The organism is Enterobacter cloacae complex sp. HYC042_NIDB (assembly GCF_056673315.1).
Genome location: NZ_CP109650.1, coordinates 3,706,524 through 3,726,877 on the forward strand (window position 1 = coordinate 3,706,524; position 20,354 = coordinate 3,726,877).

General features: G+C 57.8%; 16 protein-coding genes. 5 read left to right on the plus strand and 11 right to left on the minus strand.

The features are described from left to right. Window positions 1-25: 25 nt before the first annotated feature. A complete protein-coding gene (gene csiE, locus OKF39_RS17695; protein WP_063437742.1) occupies window positions 26-1,303 on the plus strand; it encodes a stationary phase inducible protein CsiE in 1,278 nt (425 codons plus the stop codon). Here the strand turns inward: csiE and OKF39_RS17700 are convergent, their stop codons facing one another. Continuing rightward, a complete protein-coding gene (locus OKF39_RS17700; RefSeq protein ID WP_028014081.1) occupies window positions 1,304-2,443 on the minus strand; it encodes a 3-phenylpropionate MFS transporter in 1,140 nt (379 codons plus the stop codon). It lies immediately after the preceding gene. A 172-nt stretch (window positions 2,444-2,615) separates the two neighbouring features. Here OKF39_RS17700 and OKF39_RS17705 point away from each other — a divergent pair, with 172 nt between their 5' ends. Next, a complete protein-coding gene (locus tag OKF39_RS17705; protein ID WP_028014082.1) occupies window positions 2,616-3,038 on the plus strand; it encodes a DoxX family protein in 423 nt (140 codons plus the stop codon). Window positions 3,039-3,092: 54 nt separating this feature from the next. On the opposite strand, the gene glyA is transcribed toward OKF39_RS17705, so the two are convergent. Next, on the minus strand, window positions 3,093-4,346 hold the full coding sequence (gene glyA, locus OKF39_RS17710) for a serine hydroxymethyltransferase (RefSeq protein ID WP_479983206.1): 1,254 nt from the start codon (window positions 4,344-4,346) through the stop codon (window positions 3,093-3,095). A 303-nt stretch (window positions 4,347-4,649) separates the two neighbouring features. Here glyA and hmpA point away from each other — a divergent pair, with 303 nt between their 5' ends. Beyond that, a complete protein-coding gene (gene hmpA, locus OKF39_RS17715; protein WP_479983207.1) occupies window positions 4,650-5,840 on the plus strand; it encodes an NO-inducible flavohemoprotein in 1,191 nt (396 codons plus the stop codon). Window positions 5,841-5,891: 51 nt separating this feature from the next. Here hmpA and glnB read toward each other — a convergent pair whose 3' ends face one another. The 5 genes from glnB to purL all read right to left on the minus strand — a co-directional run bounded on the left by glnB (window position 5,892) and on the right by purL (window position 14,207). After that, window positions 5,892-6,230, minus strand: a complete 339-nt coding sequence (glnB, locus tag OKF39_RS17720; protein ID WP_003860685.1) for a nitrogen regulatory protein P-II — start codon at window positions 6,228-6,230, stop codon at window positions 5,892-5,894. A 65-nt stretch (window positions 6,231-6,295) separates the two neighbouring features. Beyond that, window positions 6,296-7,633: a two-component system response regulator GlrR gene (gene glrR, locus OKF39_RS17725; protein WP_028014084.1), complete on the minus strand. Its 1,338-nt coding sequence runs from the start codon at window positions 7,631-7,633 to the stop codon at window positions 6,296-6,298. Further along, window positions 7,620-8,357 carry a two-component system QseEF-associated lipoprotein QseG gene (gene qseG, locus OKF39_RS17730; RefSeq protein WP_028014085.1) on the minus strand — a complete coding sequence of 246 codons (738 nt, stop codon included), beginning with the start codon at window positions 8,355-8,357 and terminating at the stop codon, window positions 7,620-7,622. The genes glrR and qseG overlap by 14 nt, the downstream gene beginning before the upstream one ends. 4 nt (window positions 8,358-8,361) lie before the next feature. Further along, on the minus strand, window positions 8,362-9,786 hold the full coding sequence (gene qseE / locus OKF39_RS17735; protein WP_126345887.1) for a two component system sensor histidine kinase QseE/GlrK: 1,425 nt from the start codon (window positions 9,784-9,786) through the stop codon (window positions 8,362-8,364). 533 nt (window positions 9,787-10,319) lie between these two features. After that, on the minus strand, window positions 10,320-14,207 hold the full coding sequence (gene purL, locus OKF39_RS17740; RefSeq protein ID WP_049136688.1) for a phosphoribosylformylglycinamidine synthase: 3,888 nt from the start codon (window positions 14,205-14,207) through the stop codon (window positions 10,320-10,322). A gap of 267 nt (window positions 14,208-14,474) precedes the next feature. Between purL and mltF the strand changes: the two genes are divergently transcribed. After that, window positions 14,475-16,025, plus strand: a complete 1,551-nt coding sequence (gene mltF / locus OKF39_RS17745; RefSeq protein ID WP_479983208.1) for a membrane-bound lytic murein transglycosylase MltF — start codon at window positions 14,475-14,477, stop codon at window positions 16,023-16,025. Here the strand turns inward: mltF and tadA are convergent. The 4 genes from tadA to murQ are packed head-to-tail and all read right to left on the minus strand — an operon-like array spanning window position 15,913 to window position 19,382. Then, window positions 15,913-16,452: a tRNA adenosine(34) deaminase TadA gene (gene tadA / locus OKF39_RS17750; RefSeq protein ID WP_479983209.1), complete on the minus strand. Its 540-nt coding sequence runs from the start codon at window positions 16,450-16,452 to the stop codon at window positions 15,913-15,915. The two genes, mltF and tadA, sit on opposite strands and share 113 nt — an antisense overlap. 24 nt (window positions 16,453-16,476) lie before the next feature. Beyond that, window positions 16,477-17,112, minus strand: a complete 636-nt coding sequence (gene yfhb, locus OKF39_RS17755) for a phosphatidylglycerophosphatase C (RefSeq protein WP_479983210.1) — start codon at window positions 17,110-17,112, stop codon at window positions 16,477-16,479. Between the two features lie 3 nt (window positions 17,113-17,115). After that, window positions 17,116-18,477 (minus strand): PTS transporter subunit EIIC, encoded by a 1,362-nt coding sequence (locus OKF39_RS17760; RefSeq protein WP_041908677.1) that lies wholly within the window; start codon window positions 18,475-18,477, stop codon window positions 17,116-17,118. A gap of 11 nt (window positions 18,478-18,488) precedes the next feature. After that, entirely contained in the window at window positions 18,489-19,382 is an 894-nt protein-coding gene (gene murQ / locus OKF39_RS17765; protein ID WP_479983211.1) for an N-acetylmuramic acid 6-phosphate etherase, read from the minus strand. Between the two features lie 118 nt (window positions 19,383-19,500). Between murQ and OKF39_RS17770 the strand changes: the two genes are divergently transcribed. Beyond that, the gene (locus OKF39_RS17770) at window positions 19,501-20,349 is read left to right on the plus strand and encodes a MurR/RpiR family transcriptional regulator (protein ID WP_028014092.1); all 849 of its coding nucleotides are present in this window, start codon (window positions 19,501-19,503) and stop codon (window positions 20,347-20,349) included. Window positions 20,350-20,354: the final 5 nt, after the last annotated feature.

Sequence of the window (20,354 nt, forward strand, 5' to 3'; positions counted from 1 at the left end):
AACATTCACACTGGATACCCGACAGATGATGACGACGCTTGAAATTCCATCTGTGCTTTCCAGTTCGCAGCGCCGCTGCCAGGTGCTTTTGATGCTTTACCTGCCCGATGCTGCCGTCACCGCACAGAGCATAATCGCTGCCAACGGCGTGGACGAGGTCATGGCACGGCAAGATATAGCCGAGACGCGCGATGAAATCCAGCGCTATCACCGGCTGGATATCGTCACGCACCATGACGGCAGCTACCGAATTGAAGGCACTGCCCTGAATCAGCGTTTATGTCTGCTGCACTGGCTGCGCAGGGCGCTCCGCCTTTGTCCGCAGTTTGTCTCGCACCAGTTTACCCCAGCCTTAAAAACCGCGCTTAAACAGCACGGCATCGCGCGGCCGCTCTACGACGATGCTAATCTGCGGGCGCTGATCGGCTTCTGTTCACGCAAGCTGCAGCGTCAGTTTGAATGCCGGGACGTCCAGTTCTTACAGCTCTACTTGCAATACTGCCTCATCCAGCACCACTTAGGGAATACGCCGCAGTTTTCCCACGCGCAGCGCAGCTGGACCCAGTCGCGGGGAGAGTATTTTACGGCGCAGGAGATTGTTCGTCACTGGAAGCGGCGCGTGCCGCAGGGCGCGCACGTGGACGAGCAGCTGTTTCTGGCGCTGCTGTTTATGATGCTCCGCACGCCCGATCCAGTGCTCGATAAACACCAGCAGGATCAGCGCCTGCGCCGCGCCATTGTGCGCATGGTGGCCCGTTTCCGCTCCCAGACCGGGATGAACTTCAGCGATGAGCAGGGGCTGACCGATCAGCTGTATATCCATCTGGCTCAGGCGCTGGACCGCTCACTGTTTGAGATCGGCATCGACAATAGCCTGCCCGAGGAAATTCACCGTCTCTATCCCCGGCTGTTACGCACCACGAAAGAGGCACTCTTTGAGCTGGAAGCCGAATTTGGGCTGCGGTTCTCCGATGAAGAGATGGCGCTGGTAGCGGTTATTTTCGGCGCCTGGCTGATGCAGGAGACCGATCTGCATGAAAAACAGGTAGTGCTGCTGACCGGGGAGGATAAATCCTGTGAGGAGGTGATTGAACAGCAGCTGCGCGAATTAACCCTGCTGCCGCTCAACATTCGCTATCTGACGCTGCAGGCGTTCCAGAAAGAGGGGGCACCGCGCGAAGCCGCGCTGGTTGTCACCCCCTATCCTACCGTGCTGCCGCTGTTCTCGCCGCCGCTGATCCACGCGGTTGAATCACTTAACACGCAGCAGCAGGAACATATTCGCGCCATGCTGGAATCGTAGCTATGCCCGTGCGGCCACTTTCGGTCGAACAAACATCGCCGGGAGCGCCACCAGCGCCATGACCCAGAACACGCCGTGTCCCAGATGCTGATACAGAAAGCCCGCAAAGACCGTCATCACCGCAATGCTGCCGCCCATCGCCACCGCAGAGTAGACCGCCTGCAGACGGATCACGTCCCCGCCCTCGCGCGCCGCGATATAGCGCATCGCCGCCAGGTGGCACACGGTGAAGGTGCCGCAGTGAAGGATCTGCGCCATAATCAGCCACGGCAGTTCGGTTGTCCAGCCCATAATCCCCCAGCGCGCCACGCCGCAGACCGCGGAAAGCAGCAGCAGATCGCGCGCGCCGAAGCGGCGGAACAGCTTTTTGCTCAGGGCGAAAATAATGACTTCAGCCACCACCCCCAGCGACCACAGGTAACCGACAGCAGAGGCCGAGTAGCCCGCCCCCTGCCAGTAGATGGCGCTGAAGCCATAGTACGCCGCATGCGCCCCCTGAAGCAGACAGACGCACGCCAGAAAACGCCAGCTCTGGGCCACCAGGCTCCGCCAGGCGGGCCAGCCGGCGCTCTCCTGATGGCGACTCTCCCCTTGCGGCATCACCGACGGGCGCAGCAGCATTCCCAGCAGCATCGAGGCAATACCGATACTCAGCAGCGCCAGAATCGCGCGGTAGTCGTAAAGGCTGACCAGTTTCCCCACCAGCGCCGAGCCGATCACGAAGGCAATCGATCCCCAGAGGCGCACGCGACCATAGTCCATGGTTATCTGCTTTTGCCAGGTGTTCGCCAGGGCATCCGTCAGGGGTACCAGCGGGGAGAAGAACAGATTAAAGCCAACCATCACCACCATCAGCCAGGCAAACTGGTGGCTGACCCAGAAGCAGGCCGCGAAGACCAGCGTCAGCAGGGCCAGAATGCGCACCGCTTTAATCAGTAAGGAGGGATCGCTGACGCGGGGGGCAATCAGCAGGCTTCCGAGGAAACGCGCCACCAGCCCCGCGCCCAGCAGGATGCCAATGGTTTCTGGCGTCAAACCAATTCCCTTGAGCCAGACGCTCCAGAAAGGCAGAAAAATACCGTAGCTAAAGAAGTAGGTGAAGTAGCTGAGCGCCAGCCAGCGCGTGGAATGCAAGACCATGAATCCCTCCCGAAATGGAGGCGATAGTCTGGCGTTTATCCTGCACTTTAGCAAGTCGTTAGCGCGCTATAAATTAACGATAAATTAACGTCCTGGACAGCCGGTCGGCGTATGGCGTGAGCGGCAAAATTGTATTACGTTTAAAAGACATCGCCTGAAGAGGTCGTTTGCCATGAACAGCTTACGTTATTTCGATTTCGGCTCCTCACGCTCCTTCCTGCTATTGATTGCCCGTATTGCCATCGTTGTCCTGTTTATTATTTTTGGCTATCCCAAGCTGACGGGGTTTAGCGGCACCGTTCAGTATATGACGTCGCTCGGCGCACCCATGCCGATGCTGGCGGCCATTATCGCCGTAGTAATGGAGGTTCCCGCCGCGATCCTGATCGTGCTCGGCTTTTTCACCCGCCCCCTCGCGGTGCTCTTTGTCTTCTACACGCTGGGCACGGCGATTATCGGTCACCACTACTGGGATATGACCGGAGATGCGGTTGTGCCGAATATGATTAATTTCTACAAGAACGTCAGTATTGCTGGCGCGTTTATTTTGCTGGCGATTGTGGGACCGGGGGCCATTTCCCTGGACCGGCGTTAAGCCATAAAAAAAGGCCGCAAGCGCGGCCTTTTTTATTTCTGCAAAGCAGAGGAATTATGCGTATACCGGGAAGCGTGCGCAGATATCCAGAACTTTACCTTTGACGCGCTCGATAACCGCTTCGTCATTGATGTTGTCCAGAACGTCACACATCCAGCCAGCCAGCTCTTTCACTTCCGCTTCTTTGAAGCCGCGGCGCGTCACGGCCGGAGAACCGATACGGATACCGGAGGTCACGAACGGGCTCTTCGGATCGTTTGGCACGCTGTTTTTGTTCACGGTAATGTTGGCGCGGCCCAGGGCAGCGTCAGCTTCTTTACCGGTCAGGTTCTTATCAACCAGGTCCAGCAGGAACAGGTGGTTTTCAGTCCCGCCGGATACCACTTTGTAGCCACGGTTCAGGAACACTTCCACCATCGCTTTGGCGTTCTTAGCAACCTGCTGCTGATACACCTTGAACTCTGGCTCCATCGCTTCTTTCAGCGCGACCGCTTTTGCGGCGATAACGTGCATCAGCGGGCCGCCCTGCGCGCTTGGGAACACGGCAGAGTTCAGTTTTTTGTACAGCTCTTCGTCACCGCCTTTCGCCAGGATCAGGCCACCGCGTGGACCCGCCAGGGTTTTGTGAGTAGTGGTGGTCACAACGTGAGCGTGAGGAACCGGGTTCGGGTAAACGCCGGCGGCAATCAGACCGGCAACGTGCGCCATGTCGACGAACAGGTATGCGCCGATGCTGTCAGCGATTTCACGCATTTTTGCCCAGTCAACCACGCCGGAGTAGGCAGAGAAGCCACCGATAATCATTTTCGGTTTGTGCTCTTTGGCCTGCTTAGCCATGTCTTCGTAGTCAATTTTACCGGACTCATCAATGCCGTAAGGAATGATGTTGTACAGTTTGCCGGAGAAGTTAACCGGGGAGCCGTGAGTCAGGTGGCCGCCCTGCGCCAGGTTCATACCCAGAACGGTATCGCCCGGCTGCAGCAGCGCGGTGTAAACAGCGAAGTTAGCCTGAGAGCCGGAGTGCGGCTGGACGTTCGCGTAGTCAGCGCCGAAGAGTGCTTTCGCACGGTCGATAGCCAGCTGCTCAACGATATCAACGTACTCGCAACCGCCATAGTAGCGCTTGCCTGGGTAACCTTCAGCGTATTTGTTGGTCAGCTGAGAGCCCTGCGCCTGCATTACGCGCGGGCTGGTGTAGTTTTCGGAGGCGATCAGTTCGATGTGCTCTTCCTGACGTACTTTTTCCTGCTCCATAGCCTGCCACAGTTCGGCATCATAATCGGCAATGTTCATTTCACGCTTTAACATCCGCATCTCCTGACTCAGCTAACAAGTAAATTTTGGCCTGAAAAGGCAGTCCTGTTGGACGACGGGCAACAGTATAACTGAATAGTTCTGTGATAACAGGTCTTGACAAACGATTTTACGCAAACGTTTTCCTTCACGCCACGCAAGGGTTTGAGGAATAAAGATCTCACTATTTCCAGCGGATTTCTTTTCAGGTTTGTGATGCGTATTTTTCATCTTGCAAAGAACCATTTACAAAGCATGGGTATTTTTTATAAGATGTATTTAAAATACATCATTAGATAATACCAGAAGGAAGCTGCCATGCTCGACGCTCAAACCATCGCTACCGTTAAAGCCACCATTCCCCTGCTGGTGGAAACCGGCCCTAAACTTACCGCCCATTTCTACGATCGCATGTTCACGCACAATCCGGAGCTCAAAGAGATTTTCAATATGAGCAACCAGCGTAACGGCGATCAGCGTGAAGCGCTTTTCAACGCCATCGCGGCCTACGCCAGCAATATCGAAAACCTGGCGGCGTTGCTGCCTGCGGTGGAAAAAATCGCCCAGAAGCACACCAGCTTCCAGATCCAACCCGAGCAGTACAACATCGTCGGCACTCACCTGCTGGCAACGCTGGACGAAATGTTCAGCCCGGGCCAGGAGGTGCTGGACGCCTGGGGTAAAGCCTACGGCGTGCTGGCAAACGTGTTTATCAACCGTGAAGCGCAGATCTACAGCGAAAACGCCAGCAAGAACGGCGGCTGGGAAGGAACGCGCGCCTTCCGTATCGTCGAGAAAACGCCGCGCAGCGCGCTTATCACCAGTTTTGAATTTGAGCCGGTTGACGGCCAGCCGGTGGCCGATTACCAGCCGGGCCAGTATCTGGGCGTATGGCTGAAGCCTGAAGGCTTCCCGCACCAGGAGATCCGCCAGTACTCTCTGACCCGCAAACCAAACGGCAAAGGCTACCGCGTTGCGGTGAAGCGCGAGGACGGCGGTCAGGTATCCAACTGGCTGCATAACGAAGCGAGCGTGGGCGACGTGGTTCATCTGGCCGCGCCGGCGGGCGACTTCTTTATGGCCATTGAAACCAATACCCCGGTCACGCTGATCTCCGCGGGCGTGGGCCAAACGCCAATGCTGGCGATGCTGGATACGCTGGCGAAAGCAAACCACAGCGCGCAGGTTAACTGGTTCCACGCAGCGGAGAACGGCGACGTGCACGCCTTTGCGGATGAAGTGAAAGCGCTGGGAGCGACCCTGCCGCGTTTCACCGCGCATACCTGGTATCGCCTGCCGACGGAGGCAGACCGCACTGCCGCACGCTTTGACAGCGAAGGACTGATGAATTTAAGCCAGATGGAAGGGGCGTTTAGCGCGCCGGAAATGCAGTTCTACGTCTGTGGACCGGTGGCGTTTATGCAGTATGCCGCGAAGCAGCTGGTTGAGCTGGGCGTGAATAAAGACAACATTCATTACGAATGTTTCGGGCCGCATAAGGTGCTGTAACGCAAAAAGCCCCTCGTTCGAGGGGCTTTTTTTTCGCCGGGTGGCGAATGGTTAAATCGCGGCGTCGTCTTCTTCGCCGGTACGGATACGGATCACGCGCGCCACGTCAAAGACGAAGATTTTCCCGTCGCCAATTTTGCCCGTCTGCGCCGTGCGGATAATGGTATCCACGCAGGTATCGACGATATCGTCGCTGACCACGATTTCAATTTTCACTTTCGGCAGAAAGTCGACCATGTACTCTGCGCCACGATAAAGTTCGGTGTGGCCCTTCTGACGACCAAAACCTTTCACTTCCGTCACGGTCATCCCGGTGATGCCTACTTCCGCCAGCGCTTCACGTACATCATCCAGTTTGAAAGGTTTAATAATCGCATCAATCTTTTTCATGGTGGGTCCTTAAACTCTTGCCTGTAAGCTGCCTCGTAATCGATTGCTCACAGTACCATACGGCATTACTCTTTAAAATCGTTTGCTTCCAGCTCGTGGCGTGAGAGCAGCTTATAGAACTCGGTGCGGTTGCGTCCGGCCATCCGCGCCGCGTGGGTCACGTTGCCTTTGGTGATCTGCAGCAGCTTGCGCAGATAGTTCAGCTCGAACTGGTTACGCGCTTCCGCAAACGTCGGCAAGGCCGTGTTCTCCCCTTCCAGCGCCTGTTCCACCAGCGCATCGCTGATAACGGGCGAGGACGTCAGCGCCACACACTGCTCAATCACGTTCACCAGCTGGCGCACGTTACCCGGCCAGCTGGCGGCCATCAGCCGTTTCATCGCATCAGTCGAAAAGGCGCGCACGAACGGTTTATGCCGATCTGCCGCCTGGCGCAGGAGGTGATTCGCCAGCAGCGGAATATCTTCCGCACGCTCCGCCAGCGCCGGGATCTTCAGGTTCACCACGTTCAGACGGTAGTAGAGATCTTCACGGAACTCGTTGCGGGCCATCACTTTGGGCAAGTCGCGGTGGGTAGCGGAAATGATTCGCACGTTAATATCAATATCGCGGTTGCTGCCCAACGGGCGCACTTTGCGCTCCTGAAGTACGCGCAACAGTTTGACCTGCAGCGGCGCAGGCATGTCGCCAATTTCGTCGAGGAACAGCGTGCCGCCTTCCGCGGCCTGGAACAGCCCTTCCCGGCTGCTTACCGCGCCGGTAAATGCGCCGCGGGCATGGCCAAAAAGTTCAGACTCAAGAAGCTGCTCTGGCAGGGCACCGCAGTTAATGGCGATAAAAGCATTTTTACTGCGCGGGCTGGCGTTGTGGATCGCCTGCGCCAGGATCTCTTTCCCGGTTCCGCTCTGGCCGTTAATCAACACGCTGACGTCTGACTGTGCGACCATTCGCGCCTGCTCAAGCAGACGCAGCATTATCGGGCTGCGGGTGACGATAGATTCACGCCATGCGTCGTCTCCGGAGGGCGCGGCGTGCTCCAGCGCGCTGTCGATGGCTTTGTAGAGCGCGTCTTTATCTACCGGCTTGGTGAGGAAGCTGAACACGCCCTGCTGGGTTGCGGCGACGGCATCCGGGATTGACCCGTGCGCCGTCAGGATAATGACCGGCATGCCAGGCTGCTGCTTCTGGATTTCGGCGAACAGCTGCATGCCATCCATTTCGTCCATCCGCAGGTCGCTGATCACCAGGTCAATCTTTTCGCGGCTGAGGACTTTAAGCCCCTCCTGCCCGCTTTCCGCGGTCACCACGGTGTAGCCTTCACTCACCAGACGCATCCCCAGCAGCTTTAACAGGCCGGGATCGTCATCCACCAGTAAAAGATGGGCTGGTTTACGGCTCGTCATGCTTCACATCCTCTTGTTTCGGCATATCGCTGTCCGGTGCAGCAGATGAACTACCAGGCTGATATTTACGCGACGAGAGCTGTCTTTCGATATCGGTCAGGTTTTCCAGCTTTCGCGTCGTGGTATCCAGCTGAGTACGTAAATGCTGTTGCTGTTGGCGCAGCGTATCCAGCTCGCTGTCAGTTGACTGCTGTAGCTTGCTGTAGCGGGAGCGCTCTTCAGACAGCTGCAGCTGTAACGTCTGCCCATCCCGCCAGAGCTGGTATACCGGGCGCACCTGTGCGGGAAGATTGATCACAAACGTGTCCAGACGGGTCACGTTGGCCCGACGTTCAACGGGGGTAATTTTCGCATCGGCCAGTAAAATCCCACGCTTGAAAGCGTCCTGCCAGGTGTCTTCATCCAGCATCGCCGCCTTCATGCGGGCGTCTACCGGCGCAAGCCGCTGGGCGCAATCTATTCCGCGCAGCCAGAACAGCGGATTATTTTCGACATCATGCCCTGACAGATTCCAGATATCCTCACAGCGGGTAGAGAGGAAATCCGCCAGCTGGTTATCGGGCCATTTGTCTTCCTGTTTACCGCTTATCGCACTTTGCGGCGCATGGGAAACGCACCCCGCCAGAACTAAACAGGGCAGACTCAGGCGACCCGCTTTGCTGGAAAACACCGCGCGTATGGCGCGGAAAAAGACGTGTGACATACTCACCAGATATAGATTCATTTTATTAATTTTTCCGGCTCAGGGGCAGTTCAATACGGAAGCAAACATCTGAACGTTCGTCCGTGGCAATGTTTAGCTCACCCTGCATGCGTCGTATGCAGTCCCGGGCAATGCTTAATCCCAGACCGCTTCCTTTTACCGCGCCTTTCCGCTGATGACTCCCCTGGAAAAAGGGTTCGAAGATCATGGTTTTTTCGTCATCGGGGATCGGGGTGCCGGTGTTTGCGACGTCAATAAACACCCGGGAGCCCTTCGTATAACTTCGGATATAAATGTTACCGGATTCAGTACCATAGTGCACCGCATTGGAGTAAAGATTATCCAGAACGCTCATTAATAGCATGGGTTCAGCCAGGCAGGTCAGCGCATTCAGCTCCACCCCGGTATGCATCATTTTAGCTCTTGCCGGCAAGCTATGGGCGGAGATCACCATATCCACCAGTGGCTCAATCTCCACCTCTTCCAGTACCACCGTCCCGTCAGCCAGCTTGCGGTTGTAATCCAGAAGCTGCTCGATCAGCTTTTGCAGGTTGCGGCTGCTGGCGTCCAGAATTTCGACAATCTCTTTCTGCTCCGGCGTAAGTGGCCCTGCCACCTCGTCCGCCAGCAGCTCCGTTCCTTCACGCATGCTGGCCAGCGGGGTTTTCAGCTCATGGGAAATATGGCGCAGGAACTGATGACGCTGGGATTCCAGCCACGCCAGGCGCTCGGATAGCCAGATAATGCGCTGACCGACGGATCGCAGCTCGCGCGGGCCTTTAAAGGCAACCGTATCCCCGAGCGATTTCCCCTCCCCCAGGCGGTTGATCATACGCTGAATACCCTTCACCGGGCCGATGATCATGCGGGTAAAGAGCAGCACCAGCCCGAGGCTCACCAGGAACAGCACCAGCGCCTGCCAGCCGAAGAACTGGCCGCGCTCGGCAATCTCCTGCTGCAGCTGCTGGCCGCGAGAGAAAATGACCGTGCGCGTTGACTGCACCATTTCGGTATTGGCGGCGGCGAATGCCTCAAGGCGCGCGGCGGCAGCCGCATCCGGGCCGCTGTTCTGGCACTGCAGCTGCGCGAGATCGTTCAGATCCTGACGTAACGCCTGATACAGCCTGTCGTCCGGCAGCACGCCCGCGTGGGCATCCAGCATTTCGCTGTAGCGTTTGCGCTGGCTCTGGTACACCTTCTCCAGCGTCCGATCGTCGAGCACGCAGTACTGACGATAGCTACGCTCCATCTCCAGCGCAGCGTTGGTCATCGCTTCACTGCGTCTGGCATCGATAAGCGTGGTGCGGTTCGTCAGCGCCGCCTGGGCACTCAGTGCGTTGAGGCTCTGCCATGCCTGCCAGGCGAGGATCAGCAGCGGCAGCAGGATCAGCAGAAAGGCCATCATCACGAGCTGTCGCAGGGAGCGGGGAAAAACGGGCCAGCGTTTCAACGCATTACTCTCTTCATGGGGGTTTACGGAGAGCGTAACTGAGTCTGCCCTTCAGATACAACAAAGCCGGGTAAAAACCCGGCTTTGTTATGGAATAAGGCGGTGCCTAACTCGACGTTTCGCCCTGGCCTGATAAAGCATCGCTATGATCAGTAGTTGGACGGCAGGCACCTTTTTGTGCGTCATTCGAAGTTTATGTAGCACGTCCCGAAGGGGCTGACATAAGAAGGTGAATGAGCCACTGGTTAATATTATGCAACACCCATGCCAGAATGCAAAACAAAATATTAACACATTGAAATATATATCTTTTATTGGTTTAATCTATTTGTTGTGCGCTGAATGATTTCCAGGCTAAGTGTCGCTATTAAGCAACACCTTAACGGGAACCTGTCCTGCCATATATAAATCAATGAGTTAAATGTCTCCATTTGGAGACACCCCTATACCCTCTTTGTCGCAATTTTGCGACACGCATAAAAAAACCCGGTGGCGCTACGCTCACCGGGTCTACAAAGTACCTGCTTTACATCTTAACCCAGCTGTTTACGCGCGTTGCGGAAGATACGCATCCACGGGCTGTCCTCGCCCCAGTTTTCCGGGTGCCAGGAGTTGCTCACGGTACGGAACACGCGTTCAGGGTGCGGCATCATGATGGTCGCGCGACCGCTTTCGCTGGTCACCGCCGTAATACCATTGACGGAGCCGTTCGGGTTCGCCGGATAGGTTTCCGTGACCTTGCCGAAGTTATCGACAAAGCGCAGCGCCACCAGGCCTTTGCTCTCGAGCTGCGCCAGATGGGCCGCATCGCGCACTTCTACCTGACCTTCGCCGTGGGAAACGGCGATTGGCATCTGAGAGCCAACCATCCCCTGCAGCAGCAGAGACGGGCTCTGAGTCACTTCAACCAGACTGAAGCGCGCTTCGAAGCGGTCGGACTGGTTGCGCACAAAGCGTGGCCAGGCTTCGCTGCCCGGGATCAGCTCGCGCAGGTTAGACATCATCTGGCAGCCGTTGCACACGCCCAGCGCCAGGGTTTGCGGACGATGGAAGAAGGTCTCGAACTCGTCGCGCACGCGGCTGTTAAACAGAATGGACTTCGCCCAGCCTTCGCCTGCGCCCAGCACGTCACCGTAGGAGAAACCGCCGCACGCCACCAGCGCATGGAAATCTTCCAGACCGGTACGCCCGGCCAGCAGGTCGCTCATATGGACGTCGATAGCGTCAAAGCCCGCGCGGTGGAAGGCCGCAGCCATCTCAACGTGGGAGTTAACGCCCTGCTCGCGCAACACGGCCACTTTCGGACGCGCGCCGGTCGCAATGTACGGCGCAGCGATGTCTTCGTTGATGTCGAAGGAGAGCTTCACGTTCAGGCCGGGATCCTGGTCATTCGCTTTCGCGTTATGCTCCTGATCGGCGCATTCCGGGTTATCGCGCAGGCGCTGCATCTGCCATGTAGTTTCTGCCCACCACATGCGCAGCGTGGTGCGGCTTTCGCTGAACACGGCGTGACCGTCGGCCTCAATGACGAAACGGTCGCCCTGAACGGCTTTCCCCAGATAGTGGACGCAGTCTGCCAGACCGTGCTTCGCCAGAATCGCTTCCACCGCCTCGCGGTCTGCGGCGCGAACCTGAATCACTGCACCCAGCTCTTCGTTAAACAGCGCCGCCAGGCGGTCTTCGCCAAGCGTTGCAATGTTCGCTTCCACGCCGCAGTGGCCGGTGAAGGCCATCTCTGCCAGGGTCACCAGCAGGCCGCCGTCGGAACGGTCGTGGTAGGCCAGCAGCTTGCGCTGTGCCACCAGCGCCTGAATTGCGTCGTAGAAGCCTTTTAGCTGCGCCACGTCGCGCACGTCGGCTGGCTTGTCGCCAAGTTGACGGTAAACCTGCGCCAGTGCGGTGGCGCCCAGCGCGTTGTGGCCTTTACCCAGGTCAATCAACAACAGGGCGTTATCTTCGGTCGCCAGCTGCGGCGTAACGGTATGGCGTACGTCTTCTACACGGGCAAACGCGGTGATCACCAGCGACAGCGGAGACGTCATCTCGCGCTGCTCGTTACCCTCCTGCCAGCGGGTTTTCATCGACATGGAGTCTTTACCCACCGGAATGGTCAGGCCGAGGGCTGGGCACAGCTCCTCACCCACCGCTTTCACGGCTTCATACAGGCCCGCGTCTTCACCAGGGTGACCGGCTGCCGCCATCCAGTTCGCGGAAAGTTTGATACGTTTGATGTCGCCAATCTGCGTCGCCGCAATGTTGGTCAGCGCTTCACCAACCGCCAGTCGTGCGGAGGCGGCGAAGTCCAGCAGCGCCACCGGGGTGCGTTCGCCCAGCGCCATCGCTTCGCCGTAGTAGCTGTCGAGGCTCGCGGTGGTCACGGCGCAGTTCGCCACCGGGATCTGCCACGGGCCAACCATCTGATCGCGCGACACCATACCGGTCACGGTACGATCGCCGATGGTCACCAGGAAGGTTTTCTCAGCAACAGCAGGCAGGTGTAGCACGCGATTAACGGCTTCTGCCACGGTGATGCCCTGGCGATCCAGCGCTTTGCCCGCTGCTTTACGGGTTGTTACGTCGCGGGTCATCTTCGGCGTTTTACCGAGCAGCACGTCCAGTGGCAGATCGATAGGCTGGTTGTCGAAATGGGTGTCGCTCAGAGTCAGGTGCTGCTCTTCGGTCGCTTCACCGATGACGGCATACGGCGCGCGTTCGCGGCGGCACAGCTCGTCAAACAGCGGCAGCTGGTCGGCCGCAACCGCCAGCACGTAGCGCTCCTGGGATTCGTTACACCAGATTTCGAGCGGGCTCATGCCCGGCTCATCGCTCAGGATATCGCGCAGGTTGAAACGGCCACCGCGACCGCCGTCGCTCACCAGCTCCGGCATGGCGTTGGACAGGCCGCCCGCGCCCACGTCGTGGATGAACAGAATCGGGTTAGCATCGCCCAGCTGCCAGCAGCGGTCGATCACTTCCTGGCAGCGACGCTCCATCTCTGGGTTGTCACGCTGCACGGAGGCAAAATCGAGATCCGCATCAGACTGGCCGGAGGCCATAGAGGAGGCCGCGCCGCCGCCCAGACCGATGTTCATCGCCGGGCCGCCCAGCACGATCAGCTTCGCGCCGACGACGATCTCGCCTTTCTGCACGTGATCGGCACGGATGTTGCCGATCCCGCCTGCCAGCATGATCGGTTTGTGGTAGCCGCGCAGCTCTTCGCCGTTGTGGCTGTCCACCTTCTCTTCGTAGGTACGGAAGTAACCGTTCAGCGCCGGACGACCAAATTCGTTGTTAAACGCCGCGCCGCCCAGCGGACCTTCGGTCATGATATCCAGCGCGGTCACGATGCGCTCTGGCTTGCCGAAATCTTCTTCCCACGGCTGTTCAAAGCCAGGGATGCGCAGGTTGGAGACGGAGAAACCGACCAGACCCGCTTTTGGTTTCGCCCCACGACCGGTCGCCCCTTCGTCACGGATTTCGCCGCCGGAGCCGGTCGCCGCACCCGGCCACGGAGAAATGGCCGTCGGGTGGTTGTGGGTTTCCACTTTCATCAGAATATGCGCAGGCTCCTGATGGAAGTCATAGCGCCCTGCTTCGCGATCGGCGAAGAAGCGGCCCACCTCGGAACCTTCCATCACCGCGGCGTTGTCTTTATAGGCAGACAGCACGTGGTCAGGGGTTTGTTCCATGGTGTTTTTGATCATTTTGAACAGCGACTTCGGCTGCTGTTCGCCGTCGATGATCCAGTCGGCGTTGAAAATCTTATGGCGGCAGTGCTCAGAGTTGGCCTGCGCGAACATGTAGAGTTCGATGTCGTTCGGGTTGCGGTTGAGCTTAACGAACGCGTCCTGCAGGTAGTCAATTTCGTCTTCTGCCAGCGCCAGGCCGAGACGCAGGTTGGCGTCAATCAGCGCCTGACGGCCCTGCCCCAGCAGGTCCACGCTCTGTACCGGCGCAGGCTGATGATGGGAGAAAAGCTTCTGTGCGTCATCAAGAGAGGCAAACACGCTCTCCATCATGCGGTCGTGCAATTCAGCCGCAACCGCCTGCCACTGCGCGTCGCTCAGGGTAGAGGCTTCGACGTAGTACGCTACGCCGCGTTCCAGACGGTTAATCTGGCTCAGGCCGCAGTTGTGGGCAATGTCGGTGGCTTTGGAAGACCAGGGGGAGATGGTGCCCGGACGCGGCGTCGCAAGGATCAGTTTGCCGGTTGGCGTATGGCTGCTCAGATTTGGGCCATACTTGAGCAGGCGTTCCAGCTGTACGCGCTCCTCTGCATTCAGGGGGGCATTCAGGTCAGCAAAATGGACATACTCAGCGTAAATATTGCTTACCGGAAGGTCGGCCGCCTGAAAACGTGCCAGCAGTTTGGTAATACGGAAGGCAGACAGTGCAGGCGAACCACGCAGAATTTCCATCATAAGTCTCTCGTCTTCGAAGCGCCGGGGCGCTTACAGTGTGCGCAAGGGGGGAAAACGGGCGTCATTATAGAGAATCCTGAGCGCCGACGAAACCGTTTGCGTCGAAATAAAATCGACTTCAGCGTTTAACAATAGATGTGACCTGTCTCTCTAATTGGTTGCCAAGTGGCGCAAGTTTACGCAAAATGCCGCTCATTCAATGACAAACCTTATGATTAACATGGCTACAGCAGACTGAGGCAACCGGCGTCGCAGAGAATTAACTAATTGAAAAAATTAAAGATTAATTATCTGCTCATCGGCATTGTAACGTTGCTGCTGGCAGTGGCCCTCTGGCCTTCCATCCCCTGGTTCGGCAAAGCCGAAAATCGTATCGCCGCCATTCAGGAGCGGGGGGAACTGCGCGTCAGTACCCTCAACTCTCCGCTGATTTACAGCGACATCAACGGCAAAATTATTGGTCTGGATTATGAGCTGGCGCAGCAGTTTGCCGATTATCTGGGCGTGAAGCTTAAAATTACCGTCCGCCAGAACATCAACCAGCTGTTTGACGACCTGGACAACAACAACGCCGATATCCTCGCTGCCGGGCTGGTCTATAACAGCGAGCGCAGCAAGAACTACCAGCCGGGCCCGACCTACTACTCCGTTTCCCAGCAGCTGGTTTATCGCGTCGGGAGCCTGCGCCCGCGTACGCTTGCCTCGATCAACGCGCAACAGCTGACGATTGCTCCCGGCCACGTAGTGATTGACGACCTGCGTGAGTTAAAGGAGAAAAAATACCCGGATCTGAGCTGGACGGTTGACCCTAAACTCGGCACGACGGAGCTGCTGGAGCAGGTCAAAGATCAGAAACTGCCTTACACCATTGCCGATTCGGTGGCGATCAGCCTGTTCCAGCGGGTGCATCCTGAAATCGCCGTGGCGCTGGACGTGACGGACGAACAGCCGGTGACCTGGTTTACCCATCTGGATGATGACCAGACCCTCTCGGCGGCCATGCTGGATTTTTATAACACCATTAATGAAGACGGCACGCTGGCGCGACTTGAGGAGAAGTACCTCGGCCACGGGGATGACTTTGACTACGTTGACACCCGCAGCTTCCTGCGCGCGGTTGACAGCGTCCTGCCTGACCTGCAGCCGCTTTTCGAAAAATATGCCCAGGAGATTGACTGGAAACTGCTGGCGGCTATCTCGTACCAGGAGTCCCACTGGGACACCCAGGCCACGTCGCCAACGGGCGTACGCGGACTGATGATGTTAACCAAAAATACCGCGCTGAGCCTGGGCGTTAACGACCGTACCGATGCGGAACAGAGCATCAGCGGCGGGGCGCGCTACCTGCAGGATATGATGGCTAAAGTCCCGGAAACCGTGCCGGAAGAGGAACGGATCTGGTTTGCGCTGGCGGCCTACAACATGGGCTACGCGCACATGCTTGACGCGCGGGCTCTGACGGCGAAAACGAAGGGAAACCCGGACAGCTGGTCAGACGTAAAACAGCGCCTGCCGCTGCTGAGCCAGAAGCCATGGTACAACAAGCTGACGTATGGCTACGCGCGCGGACATGAAGCCTACGCCTACGTGGAAAATATACGTAAGTATCAGATTAGCCTGGTCGGCTATCTGCTGGAGAAAGAGAAAGAGGCAACAGAGGCAAAACAGCTGGCGGAAAGTTATCCGGTTGTAGCGCCGGACGAGCTTAATCATCCGACAACTTCATTTCTGCCTTTTGTTGCTTTTTCTGCTGACGGCGCATTCGAAAGAAATCGCTTAATAGCCCCGAACACTCTGGTGCAAGTACCCCACCGATAGTCTGCACCTGATGATTCATTCCTGGATGACCCAGCACGTCCATCAGTGAACCGGCCGCACCGGTTTTTTCATCTCGCGCTCCAAACACCAGGGTACCGATTCGGCTGTGCACCATCGCCCCGGAGCACATCACGCAGGGTTCAAGGGTGACGTACAGAGTGGTATCGAGCAGACGATAGTTTTGCAGCACCAGGCCGCCCTGACGAAGCGCCATAATTTCGGCGTGCGCTGTAGGATCGTGGCGGCCAATAGGACGGTTCCACCCTTCCCCAATCACCCGGTTGTTATGAACCAGCACCGCGCCCACGGGCACTTCGCCCTCGTCCCAGGCCCGTTGAGCCAGCGCCAGCGCGTGGCGCATCCAGTATTCATGATTGTGTTCTGAGGTGGACAAGGGCTGATACTCCAGTCTAAAAGCGGGCGGCATTATACACAGCCCTTACAGATAAGACTATTCGAGTTGCTGAAGTTCACCGAGGGGAGTAACGCGCCAGCGGTGCTGGCAAAAATAGAGCAGCGGGTTGTCCTGCTTGCTGTCGCTGTAGCCGCTGTAAAGACGCAGCGGCGTGCCGATGCGTTTTTCCAGCTGGACCACTTTTTCATGCCCCAGACAGCGCATCGTCAGGACCCAGCCGCCGTAGCCGCGGGAAATTTGCGTGGCGATAAGGTTTACGCGCGGCAGCCAGGGGGTATCAAAGTAGACCTGCTCCACCAGCGTCTGCGGGGAGCCGGTAATCAGCCAGATATCGGCATCGTTGGCGTCAAGATAGCTGGTCAGACGCGCCTGCACCACGGGAAACGCGGCAACGTGGCCGCGGAACCAGAGAGCGAACTCGTTTTCGAGCTGTTTGAGCCGCGCTTCGCTGTGGCCAAACGTACATCCCCACAGCAGCAGGCTCATCGGCCAGCGCGCCGCCCGGCCTTTTACCAGCAGCGCGATGCCAATGAGGGGTAAGAGCGGTAAGACGAGCAGCGCGTTCAGAGGCTGACGCCGCAGCAGGTAGCGCATAAACGTACCAAACATATCCTGCTGATGCAGCGTTCCATCCAGATCGAAAAAGACAACGCGACGCTCGTGATTGGCCAAACCTTACTCCTCTGGGTCGTTGAATCCTAACAGCCAGGTAAACAGGAACCCGGCGATCACCGCTACTAAATAGCCTAACAGATAGAGCATGACTTTTCCGGTCACGATGGTTAATGCCAGCGGTAAACCGGAGAGACCAAAGGTGATAACGGTGGCGACTTTCCAGTAGCTGATGAGTGCCCCGCCTACCGCGCCCCCCAGACAGGCCGCAAGGAACGGTTTACCCAGCGGCAGCGTGACGCCGAATATCAGCGGCTCGCCAATGCCGAGCAGCCCGACCGGCAGCGCCCCTTTAATCACTTTTTTCAGGCGCGCGTTGCGGGTTTTCATCAGGACGGCAATCGCTGCCCCCACCTGCCCGACGCCCGCCATCGAGAGAATAGGCAGCAGCGCGTTATAGCCGTGCGCCTGCACCAGCTCGACGTGGATCGGCACCAGCCCCTGATGCAGGCCGGTCAGCACCAGCGGCAGGAAGGTACCTGACAGCACCGCCCCCACCAGCAGACCGCCGCGGTCGATAGCCAGAGACGCGCCGTGGGCAATGGCGTCAGAGATCCACCCGCCTAGTGGCTGAAGGACCACAATCGCGACGCTACCGGTAATTAACGTGGTCAGCAGCGGGTTGAGGATCAGCTCAATCGAGCCAGGCAGAACCGCGCGTAGCTTTTTCTCGATCCAGCACATAAGAATAACCACCAGCAGCACGGCAATCACCCCGCCGCGACCAGGCTGGAGCGCCTCGCCAAACAGCGTGATTTGCGCCAGCTGCGGGCTGGACAAGATCCCTGCCATTACGCCGCCCATGGCCAGCGAGCCGCCAAACACCTTCGCGGTATTGACCCCGACCAGGATGTTCATAATGGCAAACACCGCGCTGCCGAAGATCCCGAGAATGCCCAGCAGGTTCGGATACTGCGTGGCAAAATCCCCGACGATATCTGGCCGCTTAAGGATGTTGATGATCCCGGTGATCAAGCCGGAAGCTATAAACGCCGGGATCAACGGGATAAAGACGTTTGCCAGCTGTCGCAGCGCATCGCTCATGGGAGCTTTGTATTTGGCCTTCGCCTGCGCTTTGGTGCGTTCAGCGTCGTCAACCGTCACGCTTGCACCGCCGACCATCAGCGCGCGCATGGCATCGACAACCTGCGCCGCCTTGCCCGGCCCGACGATCAACTGGTGTTGCTGCCCCTGTTTCACGTAGCCACTGACGCCGGACAGCTTCTTCAGACCCGGCACGTCAAGCTGATCGTCGTTATGCACCTCGACGCGCACGCGCGTCATGCAGTTTTCCAGACGCTGAATATTTTTCTCCCCGCCTATCCCCTGCAGGATATCGCTGGCGAGCGCTGCTGTTTTGTCCATAAACGCCTCTGCTAGTTTTCTAAAGCCGCCCGTAAGAAGCCGTTGTGCGCGTCGAGTTTGGCTCGCGCAGCCGCCGCGTCCAGCCCGCTTAAGATCATTAAAATGGCCGGTTTAACGTCGTGCTCGGTCTGCCTGAGCACCGCTTCTGCCTCTTCACGGCCCGCGCCTGTCGCCTCCATCACCATGCGGCAGGCTCTGTCCACCAGCTTGACGTTGGTGGCCTGCATATCGACCATCAGGTTCTGGTAGACCTTGCCGAACTTCACCATCGCACCGGTGGAGATCATATTGAGCACCAGCTTTTGCGCGGTCCCGGATTTCAGGCGCGTGGAGCCGGTGAGCGCTTCCGGCCCAACGACCGGAGAGATGGCGATAGCGGCCACCTGCGCAATCGGCGAGCCGGGGTTGCAGGAGATGGCGATCGTCGTGCAGCCGGTCCGGTTGGCGTATTCCAGGCCGCCAATGACGTACGGCGTGCGCCCGGATGCCGCCAGGCCGACCACCAGGTCGTTCGCCGTCAGGTTCAGATCCTTCAGGTCATCCTCACCCAGCTGTTTGTTGTCCTCCGCCCCTTCAACGGCCTTCAGCAGCGCGCCGGGACCACCTGCAATCAGGCCAACCACCAGGCCGTGCGGAACGCCAAAGGTGGGCGGACATTCCGAGGCATCCAGCACCCCGAGACGCCCGCTGGTACCGGCCCCCATATAGATAATGCGGCCACCGGCCTTAAGAGCTTCCGCCGCCGCATCGACCGCTTTCGCCACCTCTGGCAATGTCTCTTTCACTGCCTGCGCGACCAGCGTATCCTGTTGATTAAAGCGGTTAACCAGCTCCAGGGTGGAGAGCGCATCCAGATCCATGGTTTGCGGGTTACGCGTTTCAGAAACAAGTGAGCCAAGATTCATTTTTTGTACCTCAAGAATTTTTAATTCATAATAATCACACTATAATGGAATATAAAATTCATTCAGGCGAGCAGAATTCGTTTTTGCGCAGACAATCACATTTCCGCCGGGAGTACTCATGAACTGTTTAATTCGCATTCGCCAGCGCTACGCCGGCTTTGCTCAAAGCGACAAAAAGCTGGCGGATTTTCTGCTTTCTCAGCCCGATCGCGCCCGCCACCTCAGCTCACAGCAGCTGGCAAGCGAAGCTGGAGTGAGCCAGTCAAGCGTGGTGAAATTTGCCCAGAAGATCGGGTTTAAGGGTTTTCCCGCTCTTAAGCTGGCAATCAGCGAAGCGCTGGTGAGTAACCCGAATCCGCAGTCCATGCCGGTGCATAACCAGATCCGCGGCGATGACCCGATGCGTCTGGTTGGGGAAAAGCTGATCAAGGAGAACGTGGCGGCCATGCACGCCACGCTGGACGTGAATACCGAAGAGAAATTACTGGAAAGCGTGGCGATGCTGCGGGCGGCGCGGCGTATTATTTTGACCGGTATTGGCGCGTCCGGTCTGGTGGCGCGTAATTTTGGCTGGAAGCTGACTAAAATCGGTTTTAACGCCATCGTCGAGCAGGATATGCACGCCCTGCTGGCGACCGTGCAGGCGATGGATCCTGACGATCTGCTGCTGGCCATCTCCTACTCCGGCGAGCGCCGCGAGATCAACATGGCGACCGACGAAGCCCTGCGCGTCGGCGGCAAAATTCTGGCGATCACCGGCTTTACGCCAAATGCGCTGCAGCAGCGGGCAACGCGCTGTTTGTATACCATTGCCGAAGAGCAGGCCACGCGCAGCGCGGCAATTTCGTCCACCAGCGCACAAATGATGCTGACGGACCTGCTGTTTATGGCGCTGGTACAGCAGGATCTGGAGCGCGCGCCTGAGCGCATTCGTCACAGCGAAGAACTGGTAAAGAAACTGGTTTGACGCGT

Coding starts and splice junctions, on each gene's coding strand:
- csiE (WP_063437742.1), top strand. CDS start 26: ATGATGACGACGCTTGAAATTCCATCTGTGCTTTCCAGTTCGCAGCGC.
- OKF39_RS17700 (WP_028014081.1), bottom strand. CDS start 2,443: ATGGTCTTGCATTCCACGCGCTGGCTGGCGCTCAGCTACTTCACCTAC.
- OKF39_RS17705 (WP_028014082.1), top strand. CDS start 2,616: ATGAACAGCTTACGTTATTTCGATTTCGGCTCCTCACGCTCCTTCCTG.
- glyA (WP_479983206.1), bottom strand. CDS start 4,346: ATGTTAAAGCGTGAAATGAACATTGCCGATTATGATGCCGAACTGTGG.
- hmpA (WP_479983207.1), top strand. CDS start 4,650: ATGCTCGACGCTCAAACCATCGCTACCGTTAAAGCCACCATTCCCCTG.
- glnB (WP_003860685.1), bottom strand. CDS start 6,230: ATGAAAAAGATTGATGCGATTATTAAACCTTTCAAACTGGATGATGTA.
- glrR (WP_028014084.1), bottom strand. CDS start 7,633: ATGACGAGCCGTAAACCAGCCCATCTTTTACTGGTGGATGACGATCCC.
- qseG (WP_028014085.1), bottom strand. CDS start 8,357: ATGAATCTATATCTGGTGAGTATGTCACACGTCTTTTTCCGCGCCATA.
- purL (WP_049136688.1), bottom strand. CDS start 14,207: ATGATGGAAATTCTGCGTGGTTCGCCTGCACTGTCTGCCTTCCGTATT.
- tadA (WP_479983209.1), bottom strand. CDS start 16,452: ATGCCGCCCGCTTTTAGACTGGAGTATCAGCCCTTGTCCACCTCAGAA.
- OKF39_RS17760 (WP_041908677.1), bottom strand. CDS start 18,477: ATGGACAAAACAGCAGCGCTCGCCAGCGATATCCTGCAGGGGATAGGC.
- murQ (WP_479983211.1), bottom strand. CDS start 19,382: ATGAATCTTGGCTCACTTGTTTCTGAAACGCGTAACCCGCAAACCATG.
- OKF39_RS17770 (WP_028014092.1), top strand. CDS start 19,501: ATGAACTGTTTAATTCGCATTCGCCAGCGCTACGCCGGCTTTGCTCAA.